This window comes from Oerskovia sp. NPDC060338, from assembly GCF_042726295.1.
In the GTDB taxonomy this organism is placed as follows: domain Bacteria; phylum Actinomycetota; class Actinomycetes; order Actinomycetales; family Cellulomonadaceae; genus Oerskovia; species Oerskovia merdavium.
The window spans coordinates 1-26,844 of record NZ_JBHXCQ010000009.1; the positions used below are offsets into that span (position 1 = coordinate 1).

23 protein-coding genes are annotated in these 26,844 nt (G+C 72.1%); 14 read left to right on the forward strand and 9 right to left on the reverse strand.

From position 1 onward, the window contains the following. Positions 1 to 78 precede the first annotated feature (78 nt). Positions 79 to 429, reverse strand: a complete 351-nt coding sequence (locus tag ACFWGN_RS12050; protein ID WP_377617060.1) for an oxidoreductase — start codon at positions 427 to 429, stop codon at positions 79 to 81. A 292-nt stretch (positions 430 to 721) separates the two neighbouring features. On the opposite strand from ACFWGN_RS12050, the gene lpdA reads away from it, so the two are divergent. From lpdA to ACFWGN_RS12065, 3 genes are all read left to right on the forward strand, one after another. Next, positions 722 to 2,104 (forward strand): dihydrolipoyl dehydrogenase, encoded by a 1,383-nt coding sequence (lpdA, locus tag ACFWGN_RS12055; protein WP_377617061.1) that lies wholly within the window; start codon positions 722 to 724, stop codon positions 2,102 to 2,104. 29 nt (positions 2,105 to 2,133) lie between these two features. Further along, positions 2,134 to 3,921, forward strand: coding sequence for a 2-oxoglutarate dehydrogenase, E2 component, dihydrolipoamide succinyltransferase (gene sucB, locus ACFWGN_RS12060; RefSeq protein WP_377617062.1), 1,788 nt, complete (start codon positions 2,134 to 2,136; stop codon positions 3,919 to 3,921). Positions 3,922 to 4,078: 157 nt separating this feature from the next. Next, positions 4,079 to 4,969, forward strand: a complete 891-nt coding sequence (locus ACFWGN_RS12065; protein WP_377617064.1) for a TIGR01777 family oxidoreductase — start codon at positions 4,079 to 4,081, stop codon at positions 4,967 to 4,969. A gap of 7 nt (positions 4,970 to 4,976) precedes the next feature. On the opposite strand, the gene ACFWGN_RS12070 is transcribed toward ACFWGN_RS12065, so the two are convergent. Continuing rightward, on the reverse strand, positions 4,977 to 6,725 hold the full coding sequence (locus ACFWGN_RS12070) for a hypothetical protein (protein ID WP_377617066.1): 1,749 nt from the start codon (positions 6,723 to 6,725) through the stop codon (positions 4,977 to 4,979). Between the two features lie 76 nt (positions 6,726 to 6,801). After that, entirely contained in the window at positions 6,802 to 7,845 is a 1,044-nt protein-coding gene (locus ACFWGN_RS12075) for a Gfo/Idh/MocA family protein (RefSeq protein ID WP_377617067.1), read from the reverse strand. 111 nt (positions 7,846 to 7,956) lie between these two features. Here ACFWGN_RS12075 and ACFWGN_RS12080 point away from each other — a divergent pair, with 111 nt between their 5' ends. Then, entirely contained in the window at positions 7,957 to 8,688 is a 732-nt protein-coding gene (locus ACFWGN_RS12080) for an HNH endonuclease family protein (protein WP_377617069.1), read from the forward strand. Between the two features lie 171 nt (positions 8,689 to 8,859). Here the strand turns inward: ACFWGN_RS12080 and ACFWGN_RS12085 are convergent, their stop codons facing one another. Next, on the reverse strand, positions 8,860 to 11,154 hold the full coding sequence (locus ACFWGN_RS12085) for an MMPL family transporter (RefSeq protein WP_377617071.1): 2,295 nt from the start codon (positions 11,152 to 11,154) through the stop codon (positions 8,860 to 8,862). Positions 11,155 to 11,205: 51 nt separating this feature from the next. Between ACFWGN_RS12085 and ACFWGN_RS12090 the strand changes: the two genes are divergently transcribed. The 6 genes from ACFWGN_RS12090 to ACFWGN_RS12115 all read left to right on the forward strand — a co-directional run bounded on the left by ACFWGN_RS12090 (position 11,206) and on the right by ACFWGN_RS12115 (position 16,485). Further along, complete coding sequence (locus ACFWGN_RS12090) at positions 11,206 to 11,643, forward strand: MarR family winged helix-turn-helix transcriptional regulator (RefSeq protein ID WP_318244684.1); 438 nt, start codon at positions 11,206 to 11,208, stop codon at positions 11,641 to 11,643. 9 nt (positions 11,644 to 11,652) lie between these two features. Then, positions 11,653 to 12,330, forward strand: a complete 678-nt coding sequence (gene lipB / locus ACFWGN_RS12095; protein WP_377617073.1) for a lipoyl(octanoyl) transferase LipB — start codon at positions 11,653 to 11,655, stop codon at positions 12,328 to 12,330. Positions 12,331 to 12,415: 85 nt separating this feature from the next. Continuing rightward, positions 12,416 to 13,783 (forward strand): MFS transporter, encoded by a 1,368-nt coding sequence (locus ACFWGN_RS12100; RefSeq protein WP_377617075.1) that lies wholly within the window; start codon positions 12,416 to 12,418, stop codon positions 13,781 to 13,783. 64 nt (positions 13,784 to 13,847) lie between these two features. Continuing rightward, positions 13,848 to 14,849 carry a lipoyl synthase gene (lipA, locus tag ACFWGN_RS12105; protein WP_191805844.1) on the forward strand — a complete coding sequence of 334 codons (1,002 nt, stop codon included), beginning with the start codon at positions 13,848 to 13,850 and terminating at the stop codon, positions 14,847 to 14,849. A 154-nt stretch (positions 14,850 to 15,003) separates the two neighbouring features. Then, a complete protein-coding gene (locus ACFWGN_RS12110; RefSeq protein ID WP_191805843.1) occupies positions 15,004 to 15,735 on the forward strand; it encodes a DUF4191 domain-containing protein in 732 nt (243 codons plus the stop codon). A 108-nt stretch (positions 15,736 to 15,843) separates the two neighbouring features. Beyond that, positions 15,844 to 16,485, forward strand: coding sequence for a class I SAM-dependent methyltransferase (locus ACFWGN_RS12115; protein ID WP_377617077.1), 642 nt, complete (start codon positions 15,844 to 15,846; stop codon positions 16,483 to 16,485). On the opposite strand, the gene ACFWGN_RS12120 is transcribed toward ACFWGN_RS12115, so the two are convergent. Continuing rightward, positions 16,469 to 16,909, reverse strand: a complete 441-nt coding sequence (locus ACFWGN_RS12120) for an RDD family protein (RefSeq protein WP_191805842.1) — start codon at positions 16,907 to 16,909, stop codon at positions 16,469 to 16,471. The two genes, ACFWGN_RS12115 and ACFWGN_RS12120, sit on opposite strands and share 17 nt — an antisense overlap. Before the next feature lie 215 nt (positions 16,910 to 17,124). Between ACFWGN_RS12120 and glnA the strand changes: the two genes are divergently transcribed. The 3 genes from glnA to ACFWGN_RS12135 all read left to right on the forward strand — a co-directional run bounded on the left by glnA (position 17,125) and on the right by ACFWGN_RS12135 (position 20,831). Continuing rightward, a complete protein-coding gene (gene glnA, locus ACFWGN_RS12125) occupies positions 17,125 to 18,549 on the forward strand; it encodes a type I glutamate--ammonia ligase (protein WP_377617080.1) in 1,425 nt (474 codons plus the stop codon). Positions 18,550 to 19,268: 719 nt separating this feature from the next. Then, on the forward strand, positions 19,269 to 19,832 hold the full coding sequence (locus ACFWGN_RS12130) for an Ltp family lipoprotein (protein WP_377617081.1): 564 nt from the start codon (positions 19,269 to 19,271) through the stop codon (positions 19,830 to 19,832). 228 nt (positions 19,833 to 20,060) lie between these two features. Then, positions 20,061 to 20,831: a thioesterase family protein gene (locus tag ACFWGN_RS12135; RefSeq protein ID WP_377617082.1), complete on the forward strand. Its 771-nt coding sequence runs from the start codon at positions 20,061 to 20,063 to the stop codon at positions 20,829 to 20,831. Between the two features lie 120 nt (positions 20,832 to 20,951). On the opposite strand, the gene ACFWGN_RS12140 is transcribed toward ACFWGN_RS12135, so the two are convergent. The 4 genes from ACFWGN_RS12140 to ACFWGN_RS12155 form a co-directional block, all read right to left on the reverse strand. Beyond that, on the reverse strand, positions 20,952 to 21,791 hold the full coding sequence (locus ACFWGN_RS12140) for an ABC transporter permease (protein WP_191805520.1): 840 nt from the start codon (positions 21,789 to 21,791) through the stop codon (positions 20,952 to 20,954). Next, positions 21,788 to 22,588, reverse strand: a complete 801-nt coding sequence (locus tag ACFWGN_RS12145; RefSeq protein WP_377617083.1) for an ABC transporter ATP-binding protein — start codon at positions 22,586 to 22,588, stop codon at positions 21,788 to 21,790. Before ACFWGN_RS12145 ends, ACFWGN_RS12140 begins: the two co-directional genes overlap by 4 nt. Before the next feature lie 82 nt (positions 22,589 to 22,670). Next, positions 22,671 to 23,519: a DUF4097 domain-containing protein gene (locus ACFWGN_RS12150; protein WP_377617084.1), complete on the reverse strand. Its 849-nt coding sequence runs from the start codon at positions 23,517 to 23,519 to the stop codon at positions 22,671 to 22,673. 74 nt (positions 23,520 to 23,593) lie between these two features. Further along, positions 23,594 to 24,106 carry a ribbon-helix-helix protein, CopG family gene (locus ACFWGN_RS12155; RefSeq protein ID WP_377617086.1) on the reverse strand — a complete coding sequence of 171 codons (513 nt, stop codon included), beginning with the start codon at positions 24,104 to 24,106 and terminating at the stop codon, positions 23,594 to 23,596. A gap of 312 nt (positions 24,107 to 24,418) precedes the next feature. Between ACFWGN_RS12155 and ACFWGN_RS12160 the strand changes: the two genes are divergently transcribed. After that, positions 24,419 to 26,809 (forward strand): ATP-binding cassette domain-containing protein, encoded by a 2,391-nt coding sequence (locus tag ACFWGN_RS12160; RefSeq protein WP_377617087.1) that lies wholly within the window; start codon positions 24,419 to 24,421, stop codon positions 26,807 to 26,809. Positions 26,810 to 26,844 lie beyond the last annotated feature (35 nt).

Sequence of the window (26,844 nt, forward strand, 5' to 3'; positions counted from 1 at the left end):
GGCGGGCGCCCCCGCGCGGCGCCCCCCGCCCTGTGCTGCGTCAGGATCCGGGCCGGGCCGCGCGGCCCGCCCGGGCGCTCAGCGCCGACGTTGCCTGGAGTTCCAGTCGCGCATGCGCTGCGGGTAGCCCGTGAAGTTCACGTCGTAGACCGGGAGCTCGAGCTGCTCGGCGAGCTTGCGCGCGGTCCTGGCGTCGGGGACCCGGCGTCGCGTCCACTCCCCCGTGGTCGCGATCAGCATGAGGGTCGTGGGCGTGTCGTTCGTCGGTGGCTCGATGTACGCCTCGACGCCGACCCGGGTGCGCGCGAACTCGGCCAGGTGCTCGACCGTGGCCCGTCGCTGGTCTGCGGCGGACGGCGAGCCGGTGGCCCCCGGCGACGCGGAACCGTTCGCGGGCTTGCGGGAGAAGAGCTGGGACAGCCTGGACATGGAGGCAGAGTACTTGCTCTCCCTGGAGCGGGCCTGAGATCGTCCGTCGGCCGGGTTCGTGTCGCGGACGGCGGTGTCGCCTGGCGGCCTGCGCGCACCGCCTGCCTGCGTCGGTCCGCCGACCACCCGAGGGCCCGACGGCGAGTCCCCGGCCCTCGTCGTTCCCGTCCGCACCTGTCTTGAGCGTCACACCACCGACCGTGCGTTCCGATTGGGGTACGGGTGCCCAAAGTGCCAAGATGTCACAAGAACTTTGCTCTCCCTCTTTTCGTATGCCCCTAAGGAGCTGCACGTGGCCGAGACCGGCACACCTTTCGACGTCGTCGTCCTGGGCGGAGGCAGCGGCGGTTACGCCACGGCGCTGCGCGCCGCCGAGCTCGGCCTCGACGTCGCCCTCGTCGAGGCGCACAAGCTGGGCGGGACCTGCCTGCACAACGGCTGCATCCCGACGAAGGCCCTGCTGCACGCCGCCGAGCTCGCCGACAACGCCCGCGAGGGCAGCGCGTACGGCGTCCTGAGCCAGCTGCAGGGCATCGACATGAACGGCGTGAACGCGTACAAGGACGGCGTCATCGCCGGTCTGTACAAGGGCCTGCAGGGCCTCATCAAGTCGCGCAAGATCACGGTGATCGAGGGCCACGGCACGCTCGTCGCCGCGGACACGGTCGAGGTCGCGGGCCAGCGCTACACGGGCAGGAACGTCGTGCTCGCCACGGGTTCCTACGCCCGCTCGCTCCCCGGCCTGGAGATCGGCGGCCGCGTCATCACGTCCGACCAGGCACTGAACCTGGACTACGTGCCCAAGAGCGCGATCGTCCTGGGCGGCGGCGTGATCGGTGTCGAGTTCGCGAGCGTCTGGAAGTCGTTCGGCGCCGACGTGCAGATCATCGAGGCCCTCCCGCACCTCGTCCCCAACGAGGACGAGTCGCTGTCGAAGGCCCTCGAGCGCGCGTTCCGCAAGCGCAGCATCGGCTTCACGCTGGGCGACCGGTTCTCGGGCGTGACCCAGGACGACTCGGGCGTGCACGTGACCCTCGAGTCCGGCAAGACGTTCGACGCGGACCTCCTCCTGGTCGCCGTCGGCCGCGGTCCCCGCACCGCGGACCTGGGCTACGAGGCGCAGGGCATCACCATGGACCGCGGCTTCGTGATCGTGGACGAGCGCCTGCACACGGGCGTCGGCAACATCTACGCGGCCGGCGACATCGTCCCCGGGCTCCAGCTCGCGCACCGCGGGTTCGCCCAGGGGATCTTCGTGGCCGAGCAGATCGCGGGCCTGAACCCGACGCCGATCGTCGAGTCGGGCATCCCCCGCGTGACGTACTGCGAGCCCGAGGTCGCGTCGGTCGGCCTGACCGAGGCCAAGGCCAAGGAGCTGCACGGTGCCGACGGCGTCGAGACGCTCGAGTACAACCTTGCCGGCAACGGCAAGAGCAAGATCCTCGGGACCACGGGCTTCGTCAAGCTCGTCCGCCAGAAGGACGGCCCCGTCGTCGGTGTGCACATGGTCGGCGCGCGCGTCGGCGAGCTCATCGGCGAAGGCCAGCTCATCGTGAACTGGGAGGCGTACCCCGAGGACGTCGCCGCCCTGGTCCACGCGCACCCCACGCAGAACGAGGCTCTCGGAGAGGCCCACCTGGCCCTCGCCGGCAAGCCGCTGCACGCCCACAACTGACCCAACGATCGAAGGAGACCCGAGAGGTCATGTCTGACAACGTGCAGATGCCCGCACTGGGCGAGTCCGTCACCGAGGGAACCGTCACCCGCTGGCTCAAGGCCGTCGGCGAGAGCGTCGAGATCGACGAGCCCCTGCTCGAGGTCTCGACCGACAAGGTCGACACCGAGATCCCCTCGCCGTTCGCCGGCGTGCTCGAGCAGATCCTCGTCCAGGAGGACGAGACCGTCGAGGTCGGCACCGACCTCGCCGTGATCGGCTCCGGCGCAGGCGCAGCCCCGGCTGCTCCCGAGGCACCGGCCGCTCCCGCCGCCGAGGCTCCGGCCCCGGCGGCCGCGCCCGCCCCGGCCGCCGCTCCCGCAGCCCCCGCCCCCGAGGCCCCCGCCGCACCGGCGCCGGCCGCCGAGTCCCCCGCCGCCTCCGGTGGCGAGGAGATCAAGCTCCCCGCGCTCGGTGAGTCCGTGACCGAGGGCACCGTGACCCGCTGGCTCAAGGCCGTCGGCGAGACCGTCGAGATCGACGAGCCCCTGCTCGAGGTCTCGACCGACAAGGTCGACACCGAGGTCCCGTCCCCCGTGGCCGGCACCGTCCAGCAGATCCTCGTCCAGGAGGACGAGACCGTCGAGGTCGGCACCGTGCTCGCGATCGTCGGGTCGGGTGCTGCGGCTCCTGCCCCGGCAGCAGCAGCTCCGGCCCCCGCCGCAGCACCGGCACCCGCACCGGCTGCCCCGGCACCGGCCGCTCCTGCAGCACCGGCACCCGCCGCCGCGCCCGCTCCGGCACCGGCTCCGGCTCCCGCAGCCGCGCCTGCTGCGGCGCCCGCCGCAGCAGCTGCTGCCGCCCCCGCGGCCCCTGCCTCGCGTGCCACCTCGGGCGCGACCGGCGGCTCCTACCTGACCCCGCTCGTGCGCAAGCTCGCTGCGGAGAAGGGTGTCGACGTCGCGTCCCTCACGGGCACCGGCGTCGGTGGCCGCATCCGCAAGGAGGACGTCCTCGAGGCGGCCGCCAAGGCGGAGGCTGCCAAGGCGACTCCTGCACCTGCCGCTGCCGCGCCGTCGGGCACCGCGCCCAAGGCCCCCAGCGTCCCGGCCGTCTCGCCCCTGCGCGGGACCACCGAGAAGATGTCGCGCCTGCGCAAGCTCGTCGCGACGCGCATGGTCGAGGCCCTGCAGACCCAGGCCCAGCTCACCACGGTGGTCGAGGTCGACGTGACCAAGGTCGCCAAGCTGCGCGCCCGGGCCAAGAACGACTTCAAGGCTCGCGAGGGCGCCAACCTCACGTTCCTGCCGTTCTTCACGCTCGCCGCGGTCGAGGCCCTCAAGGCCTACCCGAAGATCAACGCGAGCATCGACGGCGACTCGGTCGTCTACCACCCGCAGGAGAACGTCGGCATCGCGGTCGACACCGAGCGCGGCCTGGTCGTGCCGGTCATCAAGGACGCCGGTGACCTCAACCTCGCCGGGATCGCCCGCAAGATCGCGGACCTCGCCGGCCGCACCCGCATCAACAAGATCGGGCCGGACGAGCTGGGTGGCGCGACGTTCACGATCACGAACACCGGTTCCGGTGGCGCGCTGATCGACACGCCGATCGTCCCCGGCGGCCAGGTCGCGATCCTGGGCACGGGCACGATCGTCAAGCGCCCGGTCGTCGTGACCGACGCCGACGGCAACGAGTCGATCGCGATCCGTTCGATGAGCTACATCTTCCTGTCCTACGACCACCGCCTGGTCGACGGCGCGGATGCAGCCCGCTTCCTGGGTGCGATCAAGAACCGCATCGAGGAGGGCGCCTTCGAGTCCGAGGTCGGTCTCTGACCCTCGGAGCTCGCTGAGCCCCACCACGGCCGACGGCCCCTCGACCCTCACGGGTCGGGGGGCCGTCGTCGTTCGTTCGTGGTCGGCGCACCGGACACGCCGGACGACGCGAGGCCCGAGCGGCGCAGGCAGGCCGCACGGGCCGTACCGTGGTCGCATGGACATCGTCGTGGCCGGCTCGCACGGTCTGATCGGGACCGAGCTGCTCGAACGCCTCCGCGAGCGGGGGGACACCGTGCGCCGCCTGGTGCGCCGTCCTCCCCAGGCAGCGCACGAGATCTTCTGGGACCCCGACGAGGACGCCCTGGACCCCCACGCGCTCGAGGGCGCGGACGCCGTGGTCAACTTCGCGGGCGCAGGGGTCGGCGACCACCGGTGGACCACCGAGTACAAGCGCACCATCCTCGAGTCCCGGACCCGCACCACCGGGCTGCTCGCCCGCACCCTCGCGCACCTCGACGCTCCCCCGCCCGTGCTCCTCCAGGGGACCGCGGTGGGCTACTACGGGGACCGGGGCGCCGAGGTGCTGACCGAGACGTCGGGCCCGGGCACGACGTTCCTCGCGCGCGTCGTCACCGAGTGGGAGGCCGCCACAGCCCCCGCGCAGGACGCGGGGGTGCGAGTGGCGCACCTGCGCACGGGGATCGTCCTGTCGCCCGACGGCGGCGCACTCTCGCGCATGCTGCCCCTCCTGCGGCTCGGCGTGGGGGGCCGTCTCGGGAGCGGTTCCCAGTACTGGAGCTGGATCACGCTGCGCGACCACGTCTCGGCCGTGCTGCACCTGCTCGACGCCGACGTGCACGGCCCCGTGAACCTGACGGGCCCCGCCCCGGCGACGAACACCGAGGTCACCCGCGCGCTCGCCCGGGCACTGCACCGTCCCGCAGCGCTGCCCGTGCCGTCCGTCGCGCTCAAGGTGGTGCTGGGCGAGTTCGCGTCCGACGTGCTGGGGTCCCAGCGCGCCCTGCCGCGCGTGCTGGAGGCGAGCGGCTTCAGGTTCGAGCACGACGACCTGGAGTCGGCAGCCCGCTGGGTCACGAGCGGCTGAGCACCTCTCAGCCGACCTCCCCGACGCGCCACGCGCCGTCGGCCCAGCGCAGCGTGAGCACCGCGACCTGAGGACTGGCCGCGGGGACCTGGATCACCGCGCCGTCCGCGGTGCGCTGCGTGTGGGCGCCCACGACGTAGGTCACCTCGACGCTCGCCTCGTCCGGGCTGCCGGCGGGGCTGCTGGCGGCGCCGTCCGCGCCCACCGCGTCCGGCCTGCCGGAGGCCGTGCTCCGGGCGTCGAGGACCTCGGCCCGGGCCCCCTCGACGACGACACCAGCGCCCGTGATGCGCTCGAGCAGCTCGGCGTCGGCCTGCTCCGCGGGCGAGCCGGGCACCACGACCTCGGCGAGGGCTCGGTCTCCCGCCAACAGCTCGACCCTGCGCTCGGTGAGTTCGACCGCAGCGGCGAGCGGATCGTCGTGGCGACGGGTCGGGTCGGTGCCCGCTGCGACCCGGTCTTCCGCGCGAGGTCCGGCGACCGCTGGGTCCCGGACATCCGTGGCGGCCCCGGCCCAGGACCGCAAGGCCAGCCCACCTCCCGCCAGCGCTGCACAGAGCGTGAGCACGAGCACCGCGACGAGCACCGGGTGGCGCGGCCCGCGCGACCGGCCGCCGCGGTCCCGGCCCGGTCCGGTGCGTCCGCCCGTTCGGCCCCCGGTCGGCGGGGCCTGGCCCGCCGTTCCTTCAGCCCGGCCCCTGCCACCGGCCCGCGCCCGGGCCGCGGCGCGGGTGCCCGGTGCGGGGTCACCGCCGTCGTGGCCCCTCGCCCGACGGGCGACGCGTCGAGGAGGGGCGTTTTCCTGGGAGACCGTGCCGCCTGCTGAGGCCCCGCGCCGAGGCCGTGGCCCCGGAGCATCCTCGGCGACCGCCCGGAGCGTTCCCCCCACGCCTCGGGGGCCAGGTCGTTCCGCGATGGCCGCGGCGGCCAGCCGCGCGGGGTCCGGGAGGACGATCGGGAGCGGCATCGCGGCCTCGTAGCAGAGCGCGGCGAAGGTCCCGGCCTCAGGGCGCCCGCGGGGGTCGGCGCGCTGGGCGGCGGCGAGCTCGGCGTGCAGCGCGGAGAGCGCCTCGTCGTTCCCCTCTCCCGGCCCGACGGCGCCGCGGGCTCCCGCGTGGAGCGTCGCCGGGGGCGGCACGAGCCCCGTGACGAGCGCGGCGAGCGCCCGGACGTCCTCCGCGGGGCTCCCGGTCGAGACCTCGAGCGGTGCGCGGAGCACCGCTCGACCGTCGGCGCCGACCGTCACGTCCTTCCGGTCGAGCGCTCCGTACGTCTGGCCGGCGACGTGGAGCGCCGCGAGCGCCTGCGCGAGCGGGACCACGAGGGTCACCGCCTCGCCCGCGCTCAAGGGTGCGCGGCACGCCAGGAGAAGGTCCAGGCTGGTCCCGAGCGAGCGTCGGGTCAGGACTCCGAGGTGCGCAGCGTCCCCCTCGACGACCTCGTCGATCGTGGCGAGGTGCTCGTGGTCGAGCGCACGCAGCACGCCCAGGCGCTCGACGACCTGCGCGCGCTCACCGGGCTCTGCGGGCACCGGCACGAGCGTCAGGTCGTCCTGGCGCCCGGCGCCGTCGACGACGACCCACACCGGGCGGTCGGCGCGCTGCGCGTCCCGGGACGGCCCGCTGCCGGAGACCTTCCAGCCCCGTCGCGCGAGCTGTGCGGCGAGCGCCGGCGGGAGTGGCGGTTCGTCGGGCCCGCCCCACGTCCTCCCGGGTCGCCGAGGGCGTGACTCGCGGACGGGGCGTGCACTCGACATGCCCCTATCCCATCAGGGCGGGCCGACCGTCCCGACTTGTCCACAGGCCGAACCTGGCCGTCGGGCCGCAGAGGGCTCAGACGTCGAGGCGACGTCCGCTGCGCGCGCTCTCGCGTGCCACGTCCAGCACGTGTGCCGTCCGCACGGAGTCGGCCGGGTCGACCGGGACCGGCCCGCCCGTGAGCCACGCGCCCACCGCGCGGTAGAAGTCGGCGTGCCCCCCGGGGGCGCGCGGCACGGGCGTCCTCTCGCGTCCGCGGGTGATCCACCCCTCCGTGCCCTCGGGAGCCGCGTCGTCGAAGACCTCGAAGGGGGAGGCGTCGTTCTCGAACGTGGTCACGACGTACGCGCCCGCGGTGCCGAGGACGCGCGTGCGCGGGCCGGGCGCACCCACGACGGAGGCCGCCCAGAGCCGGCTGACGACCTCTCGCCCCTGGCGGCCCTCGTGGTGGAGGGTCAGGAAGACGTCGTCCTCGGTCGGGGTCGTCAGGGCGCGCAGCTCGGCGTAGACCGAGCGCACGGGTCCGAAGAGCTGGGTCGCGGAGTCCACGAGGTGCGGGCCGAGGTCGAGCAGGAGCCCGCCCCCGACCGGGTCGTTCTCCTTCCAGCGCTGCTGCGGCACGGGTCGCCACCGCTCCCACCGGCGCTCGAACGTGTGCACCTCGCCGAGCTCGCCCGACGCCAGGACCGACTCGAGCGTGAGCTGCTCGGGGTCCCACCGCCGGTTCTGGAAGACCGTGAAGGGAGTCCCTGCAGCGGCCGCGACCGCGACCACCTCGGCCGCCTGCGTGCCGTCGAGCGCGATGGGCTTGTCGAGCACGAACGGGACGCCGGCCGCGGAGACCTGCGCGGCGTGCTCGGCGTGCAGCGCCGACGGGCTCGCGACGACCACCACGTCGTAGGCGTCCCGGTCCGCCAGCAGGCCGGCGAGGTCGTCGTGCAGGTGCACCCCCGGCCAGTCCTGCTCGGCCTCGGCGCGACGACCGGGGTCGCGCGCGACCACGGCGGTCACCCGGAGGCCCGCCTCGCGAGCGAGGCGGGCGTGGATGCCTCGGCCCGCGCCGCCGTACCCGACCAGCCCGACGCGCGCGACCTGTTCCTGCGTGCTGCTTCCGCTCATGGCGACCAATCTAGCGGCCGTCCCGGAGCACTCCCGAAGACTGGCAGAATGTACCGAATCCTCCTGGAACTGTCGTTCTCGGCATGTGTCCGAGTTCGGGAAGGTCGTCCGTTGAGCACCAAGAGCTCGAAGAGTCAGAAGAGTCAGAAGAGCGCGCGCCTGCGCCGCGCCGTACGCATCACCCTCATCGCACTGGCGCTGGGCGTCGTCATCGCCAACGCCGTGAACCAGCAGACGATCGAGGCCCACGAGGCCCCCGCCTCGGGGACCGCGCTCGCGGCGCTCGCGACACTCGACGTCAAGGGGCCCGCGGCCTCGACAGGGTACGAGCGCGAGAACTTCGGCTCGGCCTGGGCAGACGTCGACGGCAACGGCTGCGACACCCGCAACGACATCCTCGCGCGCGACCTCACCGATCTCACGTACTCGACGCGCGACAAGGCGTGCGAGGTCCGGACGGGCACGTTCGACGACCCGTACACGGGCCAGGTCATCAGCTTCGTGCGGGGCAACAAGACCAGTGCGGCGGTCCAGATCGACCACGTGATCCCGCTCATGGACGCGTGGCGCAAGGGCGCGCAGGCGTGGGACGCGCAGACGCGTCTGCGCTTCGCGAACGACCCGCTCAACCTGCTCGCGTCGGACGGTTCGGCGAACCAGTCGAAGGGGGCGCGGGACGCGTCGGCCTGGCTGCCGCCCAACAACGCGTTCCGCTGCACCTACGTCGCGCGGCAGATCGCGGTCAAGGTGACCTACGACCTGTGGGTCACCCCCGCCGAGCGCGACGCCATGGCCACGGTCCTGGACGGCTGCCCGTCGGAGCCGCTCCCCGTCGCCTCCTGAGGCTTCCGCACCGTGCAGGCCGTCCTGCACGGTGCGACCCCCTGGCTCGCGCCGACCCGGCAGCCCCGCGGCACTTCGCGACCTGCGGAAGGACCCGCAGTCACCTCACGCGGCACCACGAGCGGGTCCCGGGCGGCCGCCTGACGCGAGGCGACCGCCCGGGCCCGCGGCTCAGGGTGCGGCCCGGCGGAGGGAGCCCGGCCACCAGACGACGCGTCCGACGTCGTGCACCAGCGCCGGGACCAGCAGGCTGCGAACGATCAACGTGTCCACCAGGACACCGAACGCGACGATGAACGCGAGCTGCGCGAGGAAGAGCAGCGGGATCACCCCGAGCGCCGCGAACGTCGCGGCCAGGACGACGCCCGCCGACGTGATGACCGAGCCCGTGACCGCGAGCGCCCGCAGCGTGCCGCGGCGCGTGCCGATGATCCCGGACTCCTCGCGCACCCTCGTCATGAGGAAGATCGAGTAGTCGACGCCCAGCGCGACGAGGAAGCAGAACGCGTAGAGCGGGACGGTGGGGTCCGCGCCAGGGAAGTCGAGCACGTGGTTGAACACCAGGGCCGCGACGCCCAGGGCCGCGCCGAACGAGAGCACGTTGGCCGCCATGAGCAGGACCGGCGCGAGGATCGAGCGCAGGAGCAGCATGAGGATCAGGAGGATCACGACGAGCACGACCGGGACGATGACCCGCAGGTCGTGGTCGCCCGCGATCTGGGTGTCGAGCCGCTCGGCGCTCGCCCCGCCGACCAGCGCGTCGGGGGAGACCTCGTGCACCGCGTCGCGCAGCGCGGCGACGGTCGCGGTCGCGGCGTTGGTGTCGCTGGGGTCCTCGGTCACGACGTCGACACGGACGTCACCGTCGACCACCAGCGGCGGCCCCTGCGCAGGGGCGCCCGGGGCACCGCCCGTCCCGGCCTCGGTCACCGCTGCGGCCGACGCGACGCCGTCCGTCGCGGTCGCGGCCTGGAGCACGGCGTCGAGGTCCTCCTGGGGCGCGATGACGATCGCGGGCTGCACGCCCACTCCCCCGAAGTGCTCCTCGAGCGCCTGCTCCCCGTCGACCGAGTCGACCTGGGTGAGGAAGACGTCGGAGTCGCTCGTGCCCTCGGCCTGGAACGTGGGGACGAACGCCGCGCACCCTGCGAGCACGAGCGCCGTGACGATCCACACCGCGCGGTCGCGACGGCCCACGAAGCTCGCGACACGGGACCAGATCCCGTGCCCCGCGACGTGCACCTCGACGTCGTGGCTCGCGGCGAGCGCGACGTCGCGTGCGCCCTCGCCCGCGGGGGTGCTCGGAGCAGCACCCCCGCCCGCGGGAGCAGTACCCTCCTCGGCCGCGGCCGGGTCGTAGGCGGGCTTCTGCGGCCAGAAGATGCCGCGCGACCGCTTGCCGCCGAGCACGAGCAGCGCGGGCAGGAACGTGAGCGCGGCCAGGAACGCGGCGGCGATGCCGATCGCCCCGACGGGGCCGAGGCTGCGGTTGGACCCCAGGTCGGACAGCAGCAGGCACAACAGGCCCGCGATGACGGTCCCGGCCGAGGCGGCGATCGGCTCGATCGAGGCGCGCAGCGCCTTGCGGACCGCGGTGTACGGGTCACGGACCACGCGCAGCTCCTCGCGATAGCGCGCCACGACGAGCAACGAGTAGTCGACCGCGGCTCCCACGACGAGGATCGAGAGGATGCCCTGGGCCTGCCCGTTGAGCGTGAGCGTGCCGGCGTCGGCCAGGAGGTAGACGACGAGCCCTGCGAGGCACAGCGCGAAGACCGCCGTGAGGATGACGATGAACGGCAGGACCGGCGAGCGGTAGACGATCGCGAGGATGATGAGCACGGCACCGAGCGCGACGAGCAGCAGCACCGTGTCGATCCCGCCGAACGCGTTGACCAGGTCGGCGACGAAGCCCGCGGGGCCCGTGACCCAGGCCTGCAGGCCCGAGTCGGCCAGGGCGGTCTCGAGCTCGGCGCGCACCTCGGCGATCACGACGTTGTTGACGCGCTCGTCGTCGGCCATGAGGTCCGACACCTGGGACGCGTCGAGCGACGCGACGATCATGGCCGCCTCGCCGTCCTGGGACGGCACGACGACGGGGTCGCCCGTGAGTGCGTCCCCGACGGTCTGCGGGTCCTCGGGCCCTGCGCCGGGGAGGGGGAGGCCGGGCAGGTCGGCGGCGACGTCCTGGAGGAGCTGGAGCTGCTCGGGCGTGATCGCTCCCCCGGCGGTGGGCACCGCGACGACGAGGGCAGGAAGGCTCTCGTCGGACACGAACGCCTGCGCCTTCTCGGCGGCCTGGGTCGACTCGGCGCTCGAGGGCAGGAAGGCGGCAGAGTCGTTGGTCTGCACCGTGCTGAGCTTGCCCTGCGCCTGCCCGCCGAGGGCACCGATGGCGAGCCATACTCCGAGTACTGCGACAATGACCAGGCCTCGGAGCACACCACTCCAGCGATTACTCAGCATGCTGAGTACTATTGACGACGGAGGTCTCAGAAGCAAGTGGACGCCAACCCCGTGAGCAGGGAACCGAAGGACTGGCCGACGGGCCGGCTCCTGTCGGCGGTGACCCGTCGCATCGAGCGCGAGTGGAACCACCACCTCGACGGCTGGGACCTCAACCACGCCTCGATGCCCGTCCTGCTGCACCTCCTCGCCGGCCCACGGACCCAGCGTCAGCTCGCGGCCGAGTCGCACATCACGGAGCAGACCATGAGCCGAGTCCTGGCACGCCTCGAGCGGTCCGGGTACATCACGCGCACGGACGACCCGTCGGACCGCCGCCGCCGCGCAGTGGCCATCACCCCCACCGGCCGCACCGCCGCGCTCGCGGCCGCGAGCCCCCGACCGGCCGAGGCGCTCAGCACCCGGGGGCTGACCGACGAACAGGTCGCCACGCTGCGTGAGATCCTCATCACCATGGTCGAGGCGCACCCCCGCCCCGGCGAGGACTAGCCTGACCGCATGCACTTCCGCACCGAGGGGCCCGGCCTGACCGACTACCAGGACGCCTGGGACCTCCAGCGCCAGGTGCACCAGGACGTCGTGGACGGCGCCGCACCGGACACCGTGATCCTCGTGGAGCACCCGAGCGTCTACACCGCGGGCCGGCGCACCAACAGGTCGGAGCGGCCCGACGACGGCACACCGGTCGTCGACGTCGATCGCGGCGGGAAGATCACGTGGCACGGTCCGGGCCAGCTCGTGGCCTACCCGGTCGTCCGTCTCGCCGAGCCGGTCGACGTGGTCGCCTACGTGCGCGCCCTCGAGGGCGCGGTCATGGACGTGTGCACGAGCCTCGGCGTCGAGACCTTCCGGGTCGAGGGGCGCAGCGGCGTCTGGCTCGCCGCGACACCTGCCCGGCGCGAGCGCAAGGTCTGCGCGATCGGGGTCCGCGTCGCACGCGGCGTGACCATGCACGGGCTCGCGCTCAACTGCTGCCCCGACCTCGGCGAGTTCTCCCGGATCGTGCCGTGCGGCATCAGCGACGCCGACGTCACCTCGCTCTCGCTCGAGACCGGCCGCCGGGTCACGCTCGACGAGGTCTCGCCCCTGCTCGTCAGCGCCTTGCGCGCACACCTGGCGCCGCTGCTCGCGGAGCAGGTGGCGGCACCTCTCCCCTTCTCGGACGTTCGCCGCTAGAATAGGCCTCACCTCAAGGGAATCCTTGCGCAACCGGAGTACGGGTGGGTCGGTGCGCGGATCGGTTGACCCCTGAAGGACCCTCATGACCCGCACTCCCAGCCCTCTCGCGCCCTCTCGGCGCGACGTCGAGCCCGCCGCCGTCGGCACGCTCGGCTCTCCCGCTCCGGCTCCTGACGACGTCGAGCCCCGCCGCGGGACCCTCGCCACGTACGGTGAGCTGCCCCGCCTGGCCGGCAAGGCCTTTCTCCCCATCGCCTTCCTGGCGCGGCTCCCGTTCTCGATGATCACGATCGGCACGCTGCTGCTGGTCAGCACGACCACGGGATCGCTCGCGCTCGGCGGGCTCGCGAGCGCAGCCGCCGCCGTCGGGACGGCGCTCGGCGGCCCCACCCAGGGGACCCTCGCGGACCGCATCGGACAGCGCACGGTGCTCCTCGTCGTCGTGCCCCTCAACGTCCTGGCCGTCCTGGGGCTCGTGCAGGCCGCGAGCGCCGGGGCTCCCTCGGCCGTGATCCTCGGCACCGCCGCGCTCGTGGGGGCGTTCGCTCCGCAGGTCGGGCCGCTCGCACGCGTGCGCTGGATCGCCATGACCCAGCACCGACCGCGGACCCTGCTCGCCGCGATGGGCTACGAGTCCACGGCCGACGAGATCGGGTTCGTGCTCGGCCCGGCGCTCGTGGGCATCCTCGCGAGCGTCTGGTCGCCCCAGGCGGCGATGCTCTTCGCCGCGGGCGTGTGCGCGGTGTTCGGGCTGGCGTTCGCGCTGCACCCCACCGCGACCCCCGGCGCACCCAAGCCCTCGCCGGAGGCCTCGGCCGCCGCCGGGCAGGACGCCCACGGCTCGTTCGCTGGGCTCCTGCGCAAGGTCCTGGTCCCCGTGCTCGGCATGCTCGCCATGGGCATGCTCTTCGGCAGCACCCAGACGGCCGTCACGTCGTTCATGCGCGACGCGGGCTCCGAGTCGCAGGCGGGCCTCGTCTACGCCGTGCTCGGTTTCGGCTCCGCGATCACGGCCCTGGCCGTCGTGGCGCTGCCGGCCCGCTTCGGCGCACGTTCGCGCTGGGTGGCGTTCGCGTCGGGGCTGTCCGTCGCAGCCGTCCTGACGTTCGTCGCGGGCGGCAGCGGGTCGCTCGGCACCCTCATCGGTGCGCTCGCGCTCCTGGGCCTGTTCGTGGGCCCCGTCATGGTCACGATCTTCACGGTCGGCGGGGACTTGAGCCCCACGAGCCGCAGCGGTGCCGCCATGACGATGCTCGCGAGCGCGAACGTCGTCGGCGTGGCGATCGGCGCGAGCGTCGGCGGCCAGGTCGCCGAGGGGGTCGGGACCGCGGCCGCGTTCGCGCTGCCCGCGGTCGCCGCGGTGCTGCTCGTGGTCACGGGACTGTCGCTCAGGTCACGTCCGGCACCCGTGGACGCCCCGGCGCCCTCCGGGGCTCCTGGCGTACGCTGACTTTCACCCGATACCGGGCACGACTCCAGGGGGCCACCGCCCACCACGGACTGGGAGAGACCGCGTGACGATCGCACCTGAAGGGCGGCGCATGCTGCGGGTCGAGGCCCGCAACGCTGCGACACCCATCGAGAAGAAGCCCGAGTGGATCAAGACCCGGGCGACCATGGGACCCGAGTACACCGAGCTCAAGGGCCTGGTGCGCAAGGAGGGCCTGCACACGGTCTGCGAGGAGGCGGGCTGTCCCAACATCTTCGAGTGCTGGGAGGACCGCGAGGCCACGTTCCTCATCGGCGGCGACCAGTGCACGCGGCGGTGCGACTTCTGCCAGATCGACACGGGCAAGCCCGCCGACTTCGACGCGGACGAGCCGCGCCGCGTCGCCGAGTCGGTCCAGGCCATGGGTCTGCGCTACTCGACCATCACGGGCGTCGCCCGCGACGACCTGGCCGACGGCGGTGCGTGGCTCTACGCGGAGACCGTCCGCCAGATCCACGCGCTCAACCCCGGCACGGGCGTCGAGCTCCTCATCCCGGACTTCAACGCGATCCCCGAGCTGCTGGACGCGGTCAACGAGTCGCGCCCCGAGGTGCTCGCGCACAACGTGGAGACCGTGCCGCGCATCTTCAAGGAGATCCGCCCGGGCTTCCGGTACGACCGCTCCCTGTCGGTCATCACGCGGGCCCGCGAGGCCGGCCTGGTGACCAAGTCCAACATCATCCTCGGCATGGGCGAGACGATCGACGAGGCGAAGGAGGCCCTGCAGGACCTCCACGACGCGGGCTGCGACCTCATCACCATCACGCAGTACCTGCGCCCGTCGCTGCGCCACCACCCGGTCGCGCGCTGGGTCAAGCCCGAGGAGTTCGTCGAGCTCTCCGACGAGGCCGAGCGCATCGGCTTCCTCGGCGTGATGTCCGGCCCGCTCGTGCGGTCGTCGTACCGCGCGGGCCGGCTGTGGGGCCAGGCCATGAAGCGTCGCGGCATGGAGATCCCTGCCGCGCTCTCGCACCTGGCCGAGCCGCGCACGTCCCGCCAGGAGGCGGCGAGCCTGCTGGCCCGCTGACCTCCGCAGGACCGTTCGGCACCGCTCGACCGCGGGCCGGTCCCCGCTCCCGATCCTTCGCCGACGTGCGAGAGAATCGTGGGGCGGGGTCCGGCTCGCCGCCGTCCTCGCCCCTTCACCGGAGCACTCTCCGCCACCACTAGACTGAGGCACCATGGCCCGCAACAAGAGCACCGACCCCTCGACCGGGGTCGACGGCACCAAGCCGAAGAAGCAGAAGAAGCAGCGCTGGTATCACCAGGTCTGGGACGCGTACAAGATGACGCGCACCGAGGACCCGGCGGTCACCTGGATCATGCTCGCCGTGTTCGTCGGCATCCTCGCCGTCGCGATCGGGATCGGGCTGGCGTGGGGTCCCTGGGTCTACACGCTCATCGTGGGTCTGCCGTTCGCGTTCCTCGGCTCGCTGTTCGTCCTGACCCGTCGCGCCGAGACGGCCGCCTACAGCCGGATCGACGGCCAGCCCGGTGCGGCCCGCGCCGCGCTCGGCACGATCCGCCGCGGCTGGACCTTCGACGACGAGCCCGTCGCCCTGAACCCGCAGCAGGACCTCGTGTTCCGTGGCATCGGTCGCGCCGGCGTGGTCCTGGTCGGAGAGGGCCCCGCGCACCGCGTGAGCAAGCTGCTCGACGCCGAGAAGCGTCGCATCACGCGCGTGCTGCCGAACGTCCCGGTCACCACGATCCAGTGCGGCAACGGCGAGGACCAGGTGCCTCTCAAGAAGCTCGCACGCACGGTCCAGAAGCTGCGTCCGACGCTCACCAAGCCGGAGGTGGCGGAGGTCAGCAAGCGCCTGCGCGCGCTGGGTGGCGCCAAGCTCCCCATCCCCAAGGGGATCGACCCGACGCGTGCACGCCCCGACCGCAAGGGCATGCGCGGGCGCTGAGCCTGCGCACACCCGCACCGGCAGCCCGTCGACAGCCCGTCTGTCGGCGGCTGTCCGCGTCCTGGGCCGCTCAGCGACACCCTGCGCCGACGACGCCGGAGGAGAACGGTGAGCGACCCGTACTGGAACCACAGCACCCACTACCACCCTGGGCTCGCACGGCTCGTGACCCCCGGGACACGCACAGCCCTGGACGTCGGGTGCGGCGAGGGGCTCCTGACCCGCCGCCTGCGGGCGGCCGGTGCGCAGCACGTCCTGGGGGTGGACCTCGACCCCGACCAGGTGGGGCGAGCGCGGGCCGCAGCGGGCGGCCCGCCCGAGGCGACCGGGCTCGACTACGTCGCGGGCGACGTCCTCGCCCCGCTACCCGGGCTCGCCGAGCCGTTCGACCTCGTCACGACGGTCGCGACGCTGCACCACCTCCCGCTCGACGAGGGGCTGCGGAGGCTGCGCGAGCTGGTCGCGCCGGGAGGCACGCTCGCGGTCGTGGGGCTGACACGGCCGCGCACGGCCTGGGACCGCACGGTCAGCGCGGCCGCGATCCCCGTGGCCAGGATCGCCCGACGGCGCCGCGGCGAGTGGGAGCACGGCTCACCGATCGCGGAGGTCACCACGAGCCACGCCGAGCTGAACGCGGCGGCTCGCGTGATCCTGCCGGGGGCGCGCCTGCGCCGACGCCTCTACTGGCGGTACACGCTCGTGTGGCGCGCGCCCGCGAGGAGCGCGGACCAGGTCAGGCGCGGACGATGACCGTGCCCGCGGCCTTGTCGTGCATGCCGCGGCCGTCGCCGTCCCAGACCACGGCCGGGATGACCAGGCACAGCAGGGCCGTCCGCACGAACCCGCGCCACAGGCCGACCATGCGACCTTCGCCGCCCAGGACCCGCACCTGCAGGCCCATGACCCGGTGACCGACCGTGTAGCCGAGCGTGCTCACCAGGAGCAGGTTCTCGACCGCGAACACGCCGAGCGTCGCCATCGAGTTCGCGTCGAACACCAGGTAGCTGATGAGCATGCTCAGCAGCCAGTCGATGCACAGCGCGACGACCCTGCGGCCGAGCGTCGCCATCGAGCCGGGACCGTCGGGCGGCAGGCCGAGGCGGCCGCCTCGGCCGTCCTCCCCACCGGTCGGCGTACCCTCGAGCCAGGAACCCACATCTTCACGCGACACCACGGCCCCAGCCTACGTGTCGGCGAGCGAGGTTCCGGCGCCTGACCGGCTTGTCCTGGTTCGGGGTCCCCCACCACGCATCGTCGCGCCGATGTCACACGGCAGGGCGCTGTGTAACACGGACGAAACATTCGGTACACGGTGGGGAAACTCCCGGGGCCTAGGTTCGAGGCGCCACTGGAGGTACGGCCAGAGGACCCACTACCAAGGAGTTACGGATGTTCAAGAACGCGGAGGAGGCAATCGCCTTCACCCGGAACGAGGACGTCGAGTTCGTCGACGTCCGGTTCTGCGACCTGCCGGGCGTCATGCAGCACTTCAACATCCCGATCTCGCAGTTCGCCGAGTCCGCCTTCACGGACGGCATGATGTTCGACGGGTCCTCGATCCGCGGCTTCCAGGCGATCCACGAGTCGGACATGAAGCTCATCCCTGACGTCACGACCGCCTACATCGACCCGTTCCGCAAGCGCAAGACGCTCATCGTGAACTTCTCGATCGTGGACCCCTTCACCGACGAGGCGTACTCCCGCGACCCGCGCAACGTGGCCTTCAAGGCCGAGGCGTACCTGCGCAGCACCGGCATCGCCGACACCGCGTTCTTCGCCCCCGAGGCCGAGTTCTACATCTTCGACGACGTCCGGTTCAAGACGAGCCAGAACGAGTCGTACTACCACCTCGACTCCAAGGAAGCGGCCTGGAACACGGGCCGCGTCGAAGAGGGTGGCAACCTCGGCTACAAGACCCGTTACAAGGGTGGCTACTTCCCCGTCTCCCCCAACGACCAGATGGCGGACCTGCGCGACGAGATGTGCGCCGTCCTCGACCAGGTCGGCCTGGACGTCGAGCGCGCGCACCACGAGGTGGGCACCGCCGGCCAGCAGGAGATCAACTACCGCTTCTCGACGCTGACCGCAGCGGCCGACGACCTGATGAAGTTCAAGTACGTCATCAAGAACGTCGCCTGGGAGGCCGGCAAGTCCGCGACCTTCATGCCGAAGCCGATCTTCGGTGACAACGGTTCGGGCATGCACTCGCACCAGTCGCTCTGGAAGGACGGCGAGCCCCTCTTCTACGACGAGAAGGGCTACGGCGGCCTCTCCGACCTCGCTCGCTGGTACATCGGCGGCCTCCTCAAGCACGCTCCCGCGCTGCTCGCGTTCACCAACCCGTCGGTCAACTCCTACCGTCGCCTGGTGCCCGGCTACGAGGCCCCCGTCAACCTGGTCTACTCGGCGCGCAACCGCTCCGCGTGCATCCGTATCCCCGTGACGGGCAACAACCCCAAGGCGAAGCGCGTCGAGTTCCGCGTCCCGGACCCGACGGCCAACCCCTACCTGGCGTTCGCGGCGCAGCTGCTCGCGGGCATCGACGGCATCAAGAACCGCATCGAGCCGCCGGAGCCGGTCGACAAGGACCTGTACGAGCTGCCCCCCGAGGAGCACGCCGCGATCCAGCAGGTGCCCGCCTCGCTCGAGGAGGCCCTGTCCGCACTCGAGGCCGACCACGACTTCCTGACCGTCGGGGACGTCTTCACCCCCGACCTCATCGAGACGTGGATCGCGTACAAGCGCGACCACGAGGTGGACCCGATCCGTCTGCGCCCGCACCCGCACGAGTTCGAGCTCTACTACGACCTCTGATCGTCGGTGCTCGCGGTGGTAGTCGTGAGCTCCTGACCTGCAGTGATGGCACCCCGGCCGCCCGACGTGGCGACCGGGGTGCCACACTTTTGCCACCCGGCGCCCCGGCACGGCCTCCCGCCGGGCGATCACGGGCGCCGACTGCGCCGCCCCGCGCGACCGGGACGGTACGCGCCATGCACCCTCGGACCACTCCCCTGCCCCCGGTCGAGCTCACCGACCCCGTCTGGACGATCGAGCCGGGTCCGGGAGAGAACCCAGCGCTCTGAAGATATGGGCGGGAACACGCACGACAAAACACCCCGTGATTCGCTCAGTGCCTCAGAATTCACCCGCCCCACAGACGGTTCGCCGCCCATAGCCGTATACCCCGATCTTTCGCCGTGCCAGACTTCTCATGCCGATGCACCAGAATCTCCAGAGGAGTGGCCATGGCACTGCGCTACATTTCCCCGCCGAACTGGCCCCCGCCTCCTGCTGGATGGACACCTCCGCCAGGCTGGACATCCGATCCCTCGTGGGGCCCGGCGCCGCAGGGCTGGGAGTTCTGGGTCGACGACTCCGTCGGCGGTATCGCGGGATCATCGGAGCCCCCTTCCGCCACGACAGGACCCACGGAGCCTCCTCCCCCACTATTCACGGGAAAGCCGAGGACGAATTCCTGGTTCGCCCGCCACAAGATTCTCACTGGAATCGGCGCAGCCTCGATTCTGCTCATCGTGCTGGCTGCTGCACTGAGCGGAGGAGGCAGCGGCGGAAATCAGGAAAGGCCCGTCGCGGACAGTGCAACCACGCAGACCCCGGACGACGAGAAGTCAGCAAAGGACCTTGCTGCCGAAGAGGCCGCCGAGGCTGAGCGTCTGGCCGAGGAGGACGCGGCGGCTGCTGCGCAGGCTGAGGCGGACCGCATCGCGGAGGAGCAGCGCTTGGCGGACGAGGCAGCCGCTGCCGAGGCCGCTGCCGCCGAGGCCGCGCGGCTGGGCTCGGTCGCCCAGCAGAATGCCTATCGCTCGGCCGTGAGCTATCTCGACTTCACAGCCTTCTCGCGCTCCGGCCTTGCCGGCCAGCTCGAGTTCGAAGGCTTCGGCACCCCGGATGCAGAGTTCGCGATCGCCCGCTTGGAGACCGAAGGTGGCGTCGACTGGAACGCGCAGGCCGCGGCCAGCGCGGCGAGCTACCTTGAGTTCACCTCCTTCTCGCGCTCCGGGCTCATCGACCAGCTCATGTTCGAGGGCTACACCGCGGAGCAGGCAGAGCACGGTGTGAGCACGACGGGCCTCTAGTTCTGAGGTGGGACCGCCGCCGGAGCTTGTCCATCCGTTGACTTCCACGTCGCGCCGCAGTCACAGCCAGTACGACCACCGTCGGTCGTTGCGCGCGAACCAAGGCCTCGGGCCACACACCGAACCGCAGCGGTCCCGCACACCTGAGGGGAAAGCCCCTCGCAGGCCTCCGGGGTGGTAGGAAGGACGCGCCCACCCGCCACGAGCGGGTCCGTCCTGAGGAGACCCATGGCCTACTTCCGTCGCACCGGCGTGACGACCTTCGACCCGACCGAGCACGTGGGGGGCGCGTGGCGCACCGACGAGCAGCACGTCGCGCCCTCGCTCGGCCTGCTTGCCCACCTCGTCGAGACGGACCGCGACGAGCGCGGGCGCGGCGACCTCGCCGTGACCCGGCTGTCGTACGACATCTGGGGGACGTACCCGCTCCGCGAGGTCGACACCCGGCTCACGGTGCTCCGCGCAGGGCGCACGGTCGAGCTCGTCGAGGCGGAGCTGACGTGCGGCGACCGCCGCGCGATCACGGTCCGCGCGTGGCTCGCCCGGACCTCCGACACCACGGCCTTGGCGGGCGGCGCTCCCCCGCCCGTGTCCGGCCCGCAGGAGACACCCGCCTGGGATCCCGCGACCGTGTGGCCGGGCAGCTTCATCGAGTCGATCGACGTGCGTCGCGCCCTGGTCGAGCCCGGGCGCGGGACCGTGTGGGTCCGGACCGACCACGCGCTCGTCGAGGACGAGGACGCGAGCCCGCTCGCCCGTGCGGCGGGCCTGCTCGACGCGGCCAACGGCATGTCGGTGCGCGCGCACCCGCGCGAGGTGGCCTTCCCGAACCTGGACCTGACCGCCCACCTGCACCGCTCTCCTCGCGGGGACTGGGTGGGGCTCGACACGACCGTGACGTTCGGCCCGACCGGTGCCGGACTCACGCAGGCAGTGGTGCACGACGAGCACGGAGCTGTCGGGGCGCTCGCGCAGTCGCTCGTCGTGCGCCCGATCTGACGCGAGCCCTCGCCGCGTGCGCACCGACGGGGTGAGCGCCGCCGTCGGGAGGCCCGACGACGGCGCGCGGCCGGGTTGGCAGGCTCACCTGCCAACCCGGCCGTCGGAGGAGAGCGCCGCTCAGAGGCGACGCTCCCGACGGAACAGCGAGCGGGCCCACACGTAGCCGGCGACGCCGATCACGACGCACCACGCCACGGCCTGCACCGCGGTCGAGCCCTCGAGGCCCGCACCGCCCGCGAGCAGGCCGCGCACGGTGTCGATGATGGGCGTGAACGGCTGGTGCTCGGCGAACCAGCGCACGGCGGTCGGCATGGTCTCGACGGGCACGAACCCGCTGCCGAGGAACGGCAGGAGCAGCAGGATCATGGGGGTGTTGCTCGCGGTCTCGACGCTGCGCGCGTTGAGCCCCATGGCGACGCACAGCCAGTTGAGGGCGATCCCGAGCAGGACGAACAGGCCCAGCAGCGCGAGCCAGTCGAGCGCGTCGGCCTCGGGGCGGTAGCCCATAGCGACCGCGGCACCCAGCACGAGCACGAGCGCGATCAGGGCCTGGACGACGAACCCGAGCACGTGGCCGGACAGCACCGACCCGGGCGAGATCGCCATGGTCTTGAACCGGGCCATGATGCCGCTCGCGGCATCCATGGCGGCGCTCACGGCGACCGACGTCGCTCCCCCGACCACGGTGATGACGAGGAGCGTGGGCGTGATGTAGTCCAGGTAGGCGGCGCGTCCGTCGGCACCGGGCGTGACCCCGGGGGCGACGCCCGCGCCGAACGCCCCGCCGAACACGTACACGAACAGCAGGAGCATGACCAGGGGGCCGGCGACGATGAACATCGTCAGTCCCGGGTAGCGCACCGCGCGCAGCAGGCTGCGGCGCAGCATCGTCAGGACGTCGGCGAGCGGTCGGGGGCGCGCGACGGTGGTGGGTGCGGTGGTGGCGATGGCGGTCATCGGACGTTCTCCTTGTCCTGTGTCGTTCCGGTCTCTTCGTCGGTGGTCGGTTCGGTCAGCGCGAGGAACACCTCGTCGAGCGAGCCGGCGTCGTGCACGGCCTTGAGCTCGGCGGGCGTGCCCTCGGCGACGACGCGCCCGTCGTGCAGGACGGCGACCGAGTCGGCGAGCCGGTCGGCCTCCTCGAGGTACTGCGTGGTCAGCAGGATCGTGGTGCCGCCTGCGACGAGGGCCCGCACCTCGTCCCACAGGGTGATGCGGCTGCGCGGGTCGAGGCCCGTGGTCGGTTCGTCGAGGAACACGACCGACGGCGTCCCGACGAGCGTCATCGCGAGGTCGAGCTTGCGCTTCATGCCGCCCGAGTAGGTGGCCACGGGCTTGCCCGCGGCCTCGGCGAGTCCGAACTGCTCGAGCAGGTCGGCCGTCCGGCGGCGGCCGGCCGCCCGGCCCAGGTGGTTCAGGTCGGCCATGAGACGCAGGTTCTCGGTGCCGGTGAGGAGCTCGTCGACCGCGGTGATCTGACCGGTCACGCCGATCGAGGCGCGCACCGCGTCGGGCTCGCGAGCCACGTCGTGACCGGCGACCCGCACCGTGCCGGCATCCGCCGCCAGGAGGGTCGACAGGACGCCGACCGTGGTGGTCTTGCCGGACCCGTTCGGGCCGAGGAGCGCGGTCACGGTCCCGGCGGGGACCACGAGGTCGACCCCGTCGAGCACGAGCTGCTTGCCGGACTTCGACGTGTAGGACTTGCGCAGGCCGGCGACCTCGATCGCGGGCCCGCGGGCTGTGGTGGTCATGGGCTTCTCCTTCGATGGTGGTGGACGTGCGGGTGGAGCGACGATCAGGTGGGGCACGGGGTGCAGAAGGGCGGGGAGACGTTCAGGCGTGCGGCCGGCGGACGACGACGTCGCCGTAGCTCGTGCCGGCACGGACCTCGACGGTCAGGTCGCTCTCGTCGGGCCCAGCCGCGTCCTGCAGGAGGTTGCGGACGGCACCGTGCTGCGACGTCGCGTCGAGCCATGCGGCGGTCCCCTCAGGGACCCCGACCTCGATCGAGCCGTACGAGCTCTCGAGCTGGACGCGACCGCTCGCGGCCTGCTCGACACGGATGTTCCCGTGCGCGCACCTCGCGACGGTGTCGCCGAGCGAGCGGTCGATCGCGATCTCCCCGTGGGCTCCGTTCACCTGCAGGCTCCCGGTGGTCTGCCCGATCTCGGTCGTGCCGTTCGGGACCTTGACGACCGCGTCGCCGTCGAGCGCGCGGGCGCGCAGTCCTCCCGCCGAGACCACGGCGTCGACGGCGCCGGAGACCCTGCCGACGGTGAGCGAGCCCGCCGAGACCTTGATGTCGAGGCGTTCGACGTCGTCGAGCCGGGCGTTGCCGCCGTTGAGGTTCAGGTCGACCACGCCGAGCCTGCCCTCCGCGTACAGCGAGCCCGCCTTGCCGCGGAGGTTCGACCCGGCGGGGAGCTCGATGGTGACCTTGGCGCCGCCCGACGCGAACGGCAGGACGTACTGCTTCCACGAGCTGGGGTAGACGATCCTGATCGTGTCGCCGTCACGCTCGACGCGCGTCTCTTCGGCGGCTCGCACCGAACCGGACTTGGTCGGGTCGCCCGGCAGCACGGTCACGACGACGTCGTCGCGCTCGCCGGCGACCACGTACAGGTTGCCGAACGGGACGTCGATGACGACCGGGACGGGGGTGGGGGCAGCGAAAGTGGGCATGACGGATCCTCCAGAGGGCTGTTCTTGTCCGCCTCGCGGTGGCGGGGCGCCGTGATGTGGTGTGTCGGGTGGTGTCAGCGCACCCAGCCGGTCACACGACCGGAGGTGCTCGTGGCCCGGACGGGCGGGCGGGACGTGGCAGCGGGTGCGAGCGCCGCGGCGACCGCACGCACGAGCCACGTGTTGACGGACATGCCCTCACGAGCCGCCGCTTCCTCGACCTGTGCCTTGAGCTGGTCAGGGAGGCGGAGGGTCGTGCGGGACGTGCTCACGTCGTCGGGGTCGAGGACCGCTGCGCGGGCGGGTTCCGCAGGCGGGGTCGTCGCTTCCTCGAAGCGCGAGCTCGGGGCCGGGGTCACGACGAACTCGGGGTCACGACCGCGCAGTCGCACGTCGACCGCACCCGGGGCGAGCTCGGCCGTGATCTCGTCGGCCGCGGTCGAGAGCGCCTCGAGCAGGACGAGACGGACGGCGGCGTCGAGCGGGGCCGTCAGACGACCGGCGAGCTCACGCGCGTCGTCCCCGCCTGCGGCGGCCGCGGTGGCGAGCTGGTGCTGCAGCTCGTCGACATATCTCGTAAGTTCCATGACGCCACTATGACACCACGAATGGTGTCAGTGCAATAGATGTGGCGTCACTCTTTTGACAACATGGTGTCATCGAGACATCACGGCGATGTTTCCGCAGGTCAGGGCGCTGACGCCTCCCGTCCTGCCTGCCCAGCCCACCGAGCAGGAATCGAGAAGCCCCACGTCGGTGCCCCCGGCTAACGTGTCCCGCAGACCTGTCCGCGCGTCACGTCGATCCTGCGTGCGGAGCAGGTCCGGTCGTCCGACGATGGACGGACCACGTCCGGCGCCACCGGCAGGGATCGCGACCTGCCCACCAGGAGGAGACAGATGAGCACCGCCACGAGCACGGGCACCGCCGTGCCCGCACCGCACGTCGCCGACACCCACGACATGATCCGCGTGCAGGGCGCCCGGGAGAACAACCTCAAGGACATCAGCGTCGAGATCCCCAAGCGTCGGCTCACGGTCTTCACCGGGGTCTCCGGCTCGGGCAAGAGCTCGCTCGTCTTCAGCACCATCGCGGCCGAGTCCCAGCGCATGATCAACGAGACGTACAGCGCGTTCCTCCAGGGCTTCATGCCCTCGCTCGCGCGCCCTGACGTCGACCTGCTGGACGGGCTGACGACCGCGATCATCGTCGACCAGGAGCGCATGGGGGCCAACCCTCGTTCCACGGTGGGCACCGTGACCGACGCCAACGCGATGCTGCGCATCCTCTTCAGCCGGCTCGGGCAGCCGCACATCGGCTCGCCGCAGGCCTACTCGTTCAACGTCCCCTCGGTCTCGGGCAGCGGTGCCATCACGATCGAACGTGGCGGCAAGACGCAGGCGGAGAAGGCCTCGTTCCACCAGCTGGGCGGCATGTGCCCGCGCTGCGAGGGCAAGGGCAGCGTGACCGACTTCGACCTCACGGCCCTGTACGACGACAGCAAGTCGCTCAACGAGGGCGCGCTGACGATCCCGGGCTACTCGATGGACGGCTGGTACGGGCGCATCTACCGGGGCAGCGGGTTCTTCGACGCCGACAAGCCGATCAGCAGGTTCACCAAGCGCGAGCTGCACGACCTCCTCTACAAGGAGCCGACCAAGATCAAGGTCGAGGGCATCAACCTCACGTACGAGGGCCTGATCCCCAAGATCCAGAAGTCCTTCCTGTCCAAGGACGTCGACGCGATGCAGCCGCACATCCGGGCGTTCGTCGAGAAGGCCGTGACGTTCCAGACCTGCCCCGAGTGCGACGGGACGCGGCTGAGCCCCGAGGCCCGCTCGTCGAAGATCCGCGGCAAGAGCATCGCGGACGTCTGCACGATGCAGATCAGCGACCTGGCCGAGTGGGTCCGCGGTCTCGACGAGCCCTCGATGACGCCCCTCCTCAAGGGGCTCCAGCACCTGCTCGACTCGTTCGCGGAGATCGGCCTGGGGTACCTCTCGCTCGACCGCCCCTCGGGGACGCTGTCGGGTGGCGAGGCGCAGCGCACCAAGATGATCCGCCACCTGGGTTCTTCGCTCACCGACGTCACCTACGTGTTCGACGAGCCGACCATCGGGCTGCACCCGCACGACATCCAGCGCATGAACACGCTGCTGCTCCAGCTGCGGGACAAGGGCAACACGGTCCTGGTCGTGGAGCACAAGCCCGAGGCGATCACGATCGCGGACCACGTCGTCGACCTCGGCCCGGGGGCCGGGCGGCACGGGGGCACCATCTGCTTCGAGGGCACGGTCGACGGGCTGCGCGCGAGCGACACCACGACGGGCCGCCACCTCGACGACCGCGCGAAGGTGAAGTCGAGCGTGCGTGCGCACCGGGGCGCGCTCGAGGTCCGGGGCGCGACCGAGCACAACCTGCAGGGGGTGGACGTCGACGTCCCGCTCGGGGTCCTGTGCGTCGTGACGGGCGTCGCCGGGTCGGGCAAGAGCTCGCTGATCCACGGCTCGGTCGCGGGCCGTGAGGGGGTCGTCGTGATCGACCAGAGCGCGATCCGCGGCTCGCGACGGAGCAACCCGGCGACCTACACGGGCCTGCTCGAGCCGATCCGCAAGGCGTTCGCCAAGGCCAACGGGGTCAAGCCCGCCCTCTTCAGCGCCAACTCCGAGGGGGCGTGCCCCGTGTGCAACGGCGCAGGCGTCATCTACACCGACCTCGGTGTCATGGCCACGGTCGAGACCCCCTGCGAGGAGTGCGGCGGCAAGCGGTTCCAGGCCTCGGTGCTCGAGTACACGCTGGGCGGGAAGAACATCGCCGAGGTCCTCGCGATGTCCGTCACCGAGGCCGAGGAGTTCCTCGCCACGGGCGAGTCACGCATCCCGGCCGCCCACTCGATCCTCACGCGGCTCGTCGACGTCGGGCTGGGCTACCTGAGCCTCGGCCAGCCCCTCACGACGCTCTCGGGCGGTGAGCGCCAGCGGATCAAGCTCGCGACGCAGATGGGGGCCAAGGGCGACGTCTACGTGCTCGACGAGCCCACGACGGGCCTGCACCTGGCCGACGTCGAGCAGCTCCTCGGCCTGCTCGACCGGCTCGTCGAGTCGGGCCGGTCGGTCGTCGTGATCGAGCACCACCAGGCGGTCATGGCGCACGCCGACTGGATCATCGACCTCGGCCCGGGAGCGGGTCACGACGGCGGCCGGATCGTCTTCGAGGGCACGCCCGCCGACCTGGTGGCCGACCGCTCCACGCTGACCGGTCAGCACCTCGCGGCGTACGTCGCCCCCTGACAGGGCAGCGCGGCGGTCCCGTCCGGGACGCCCGT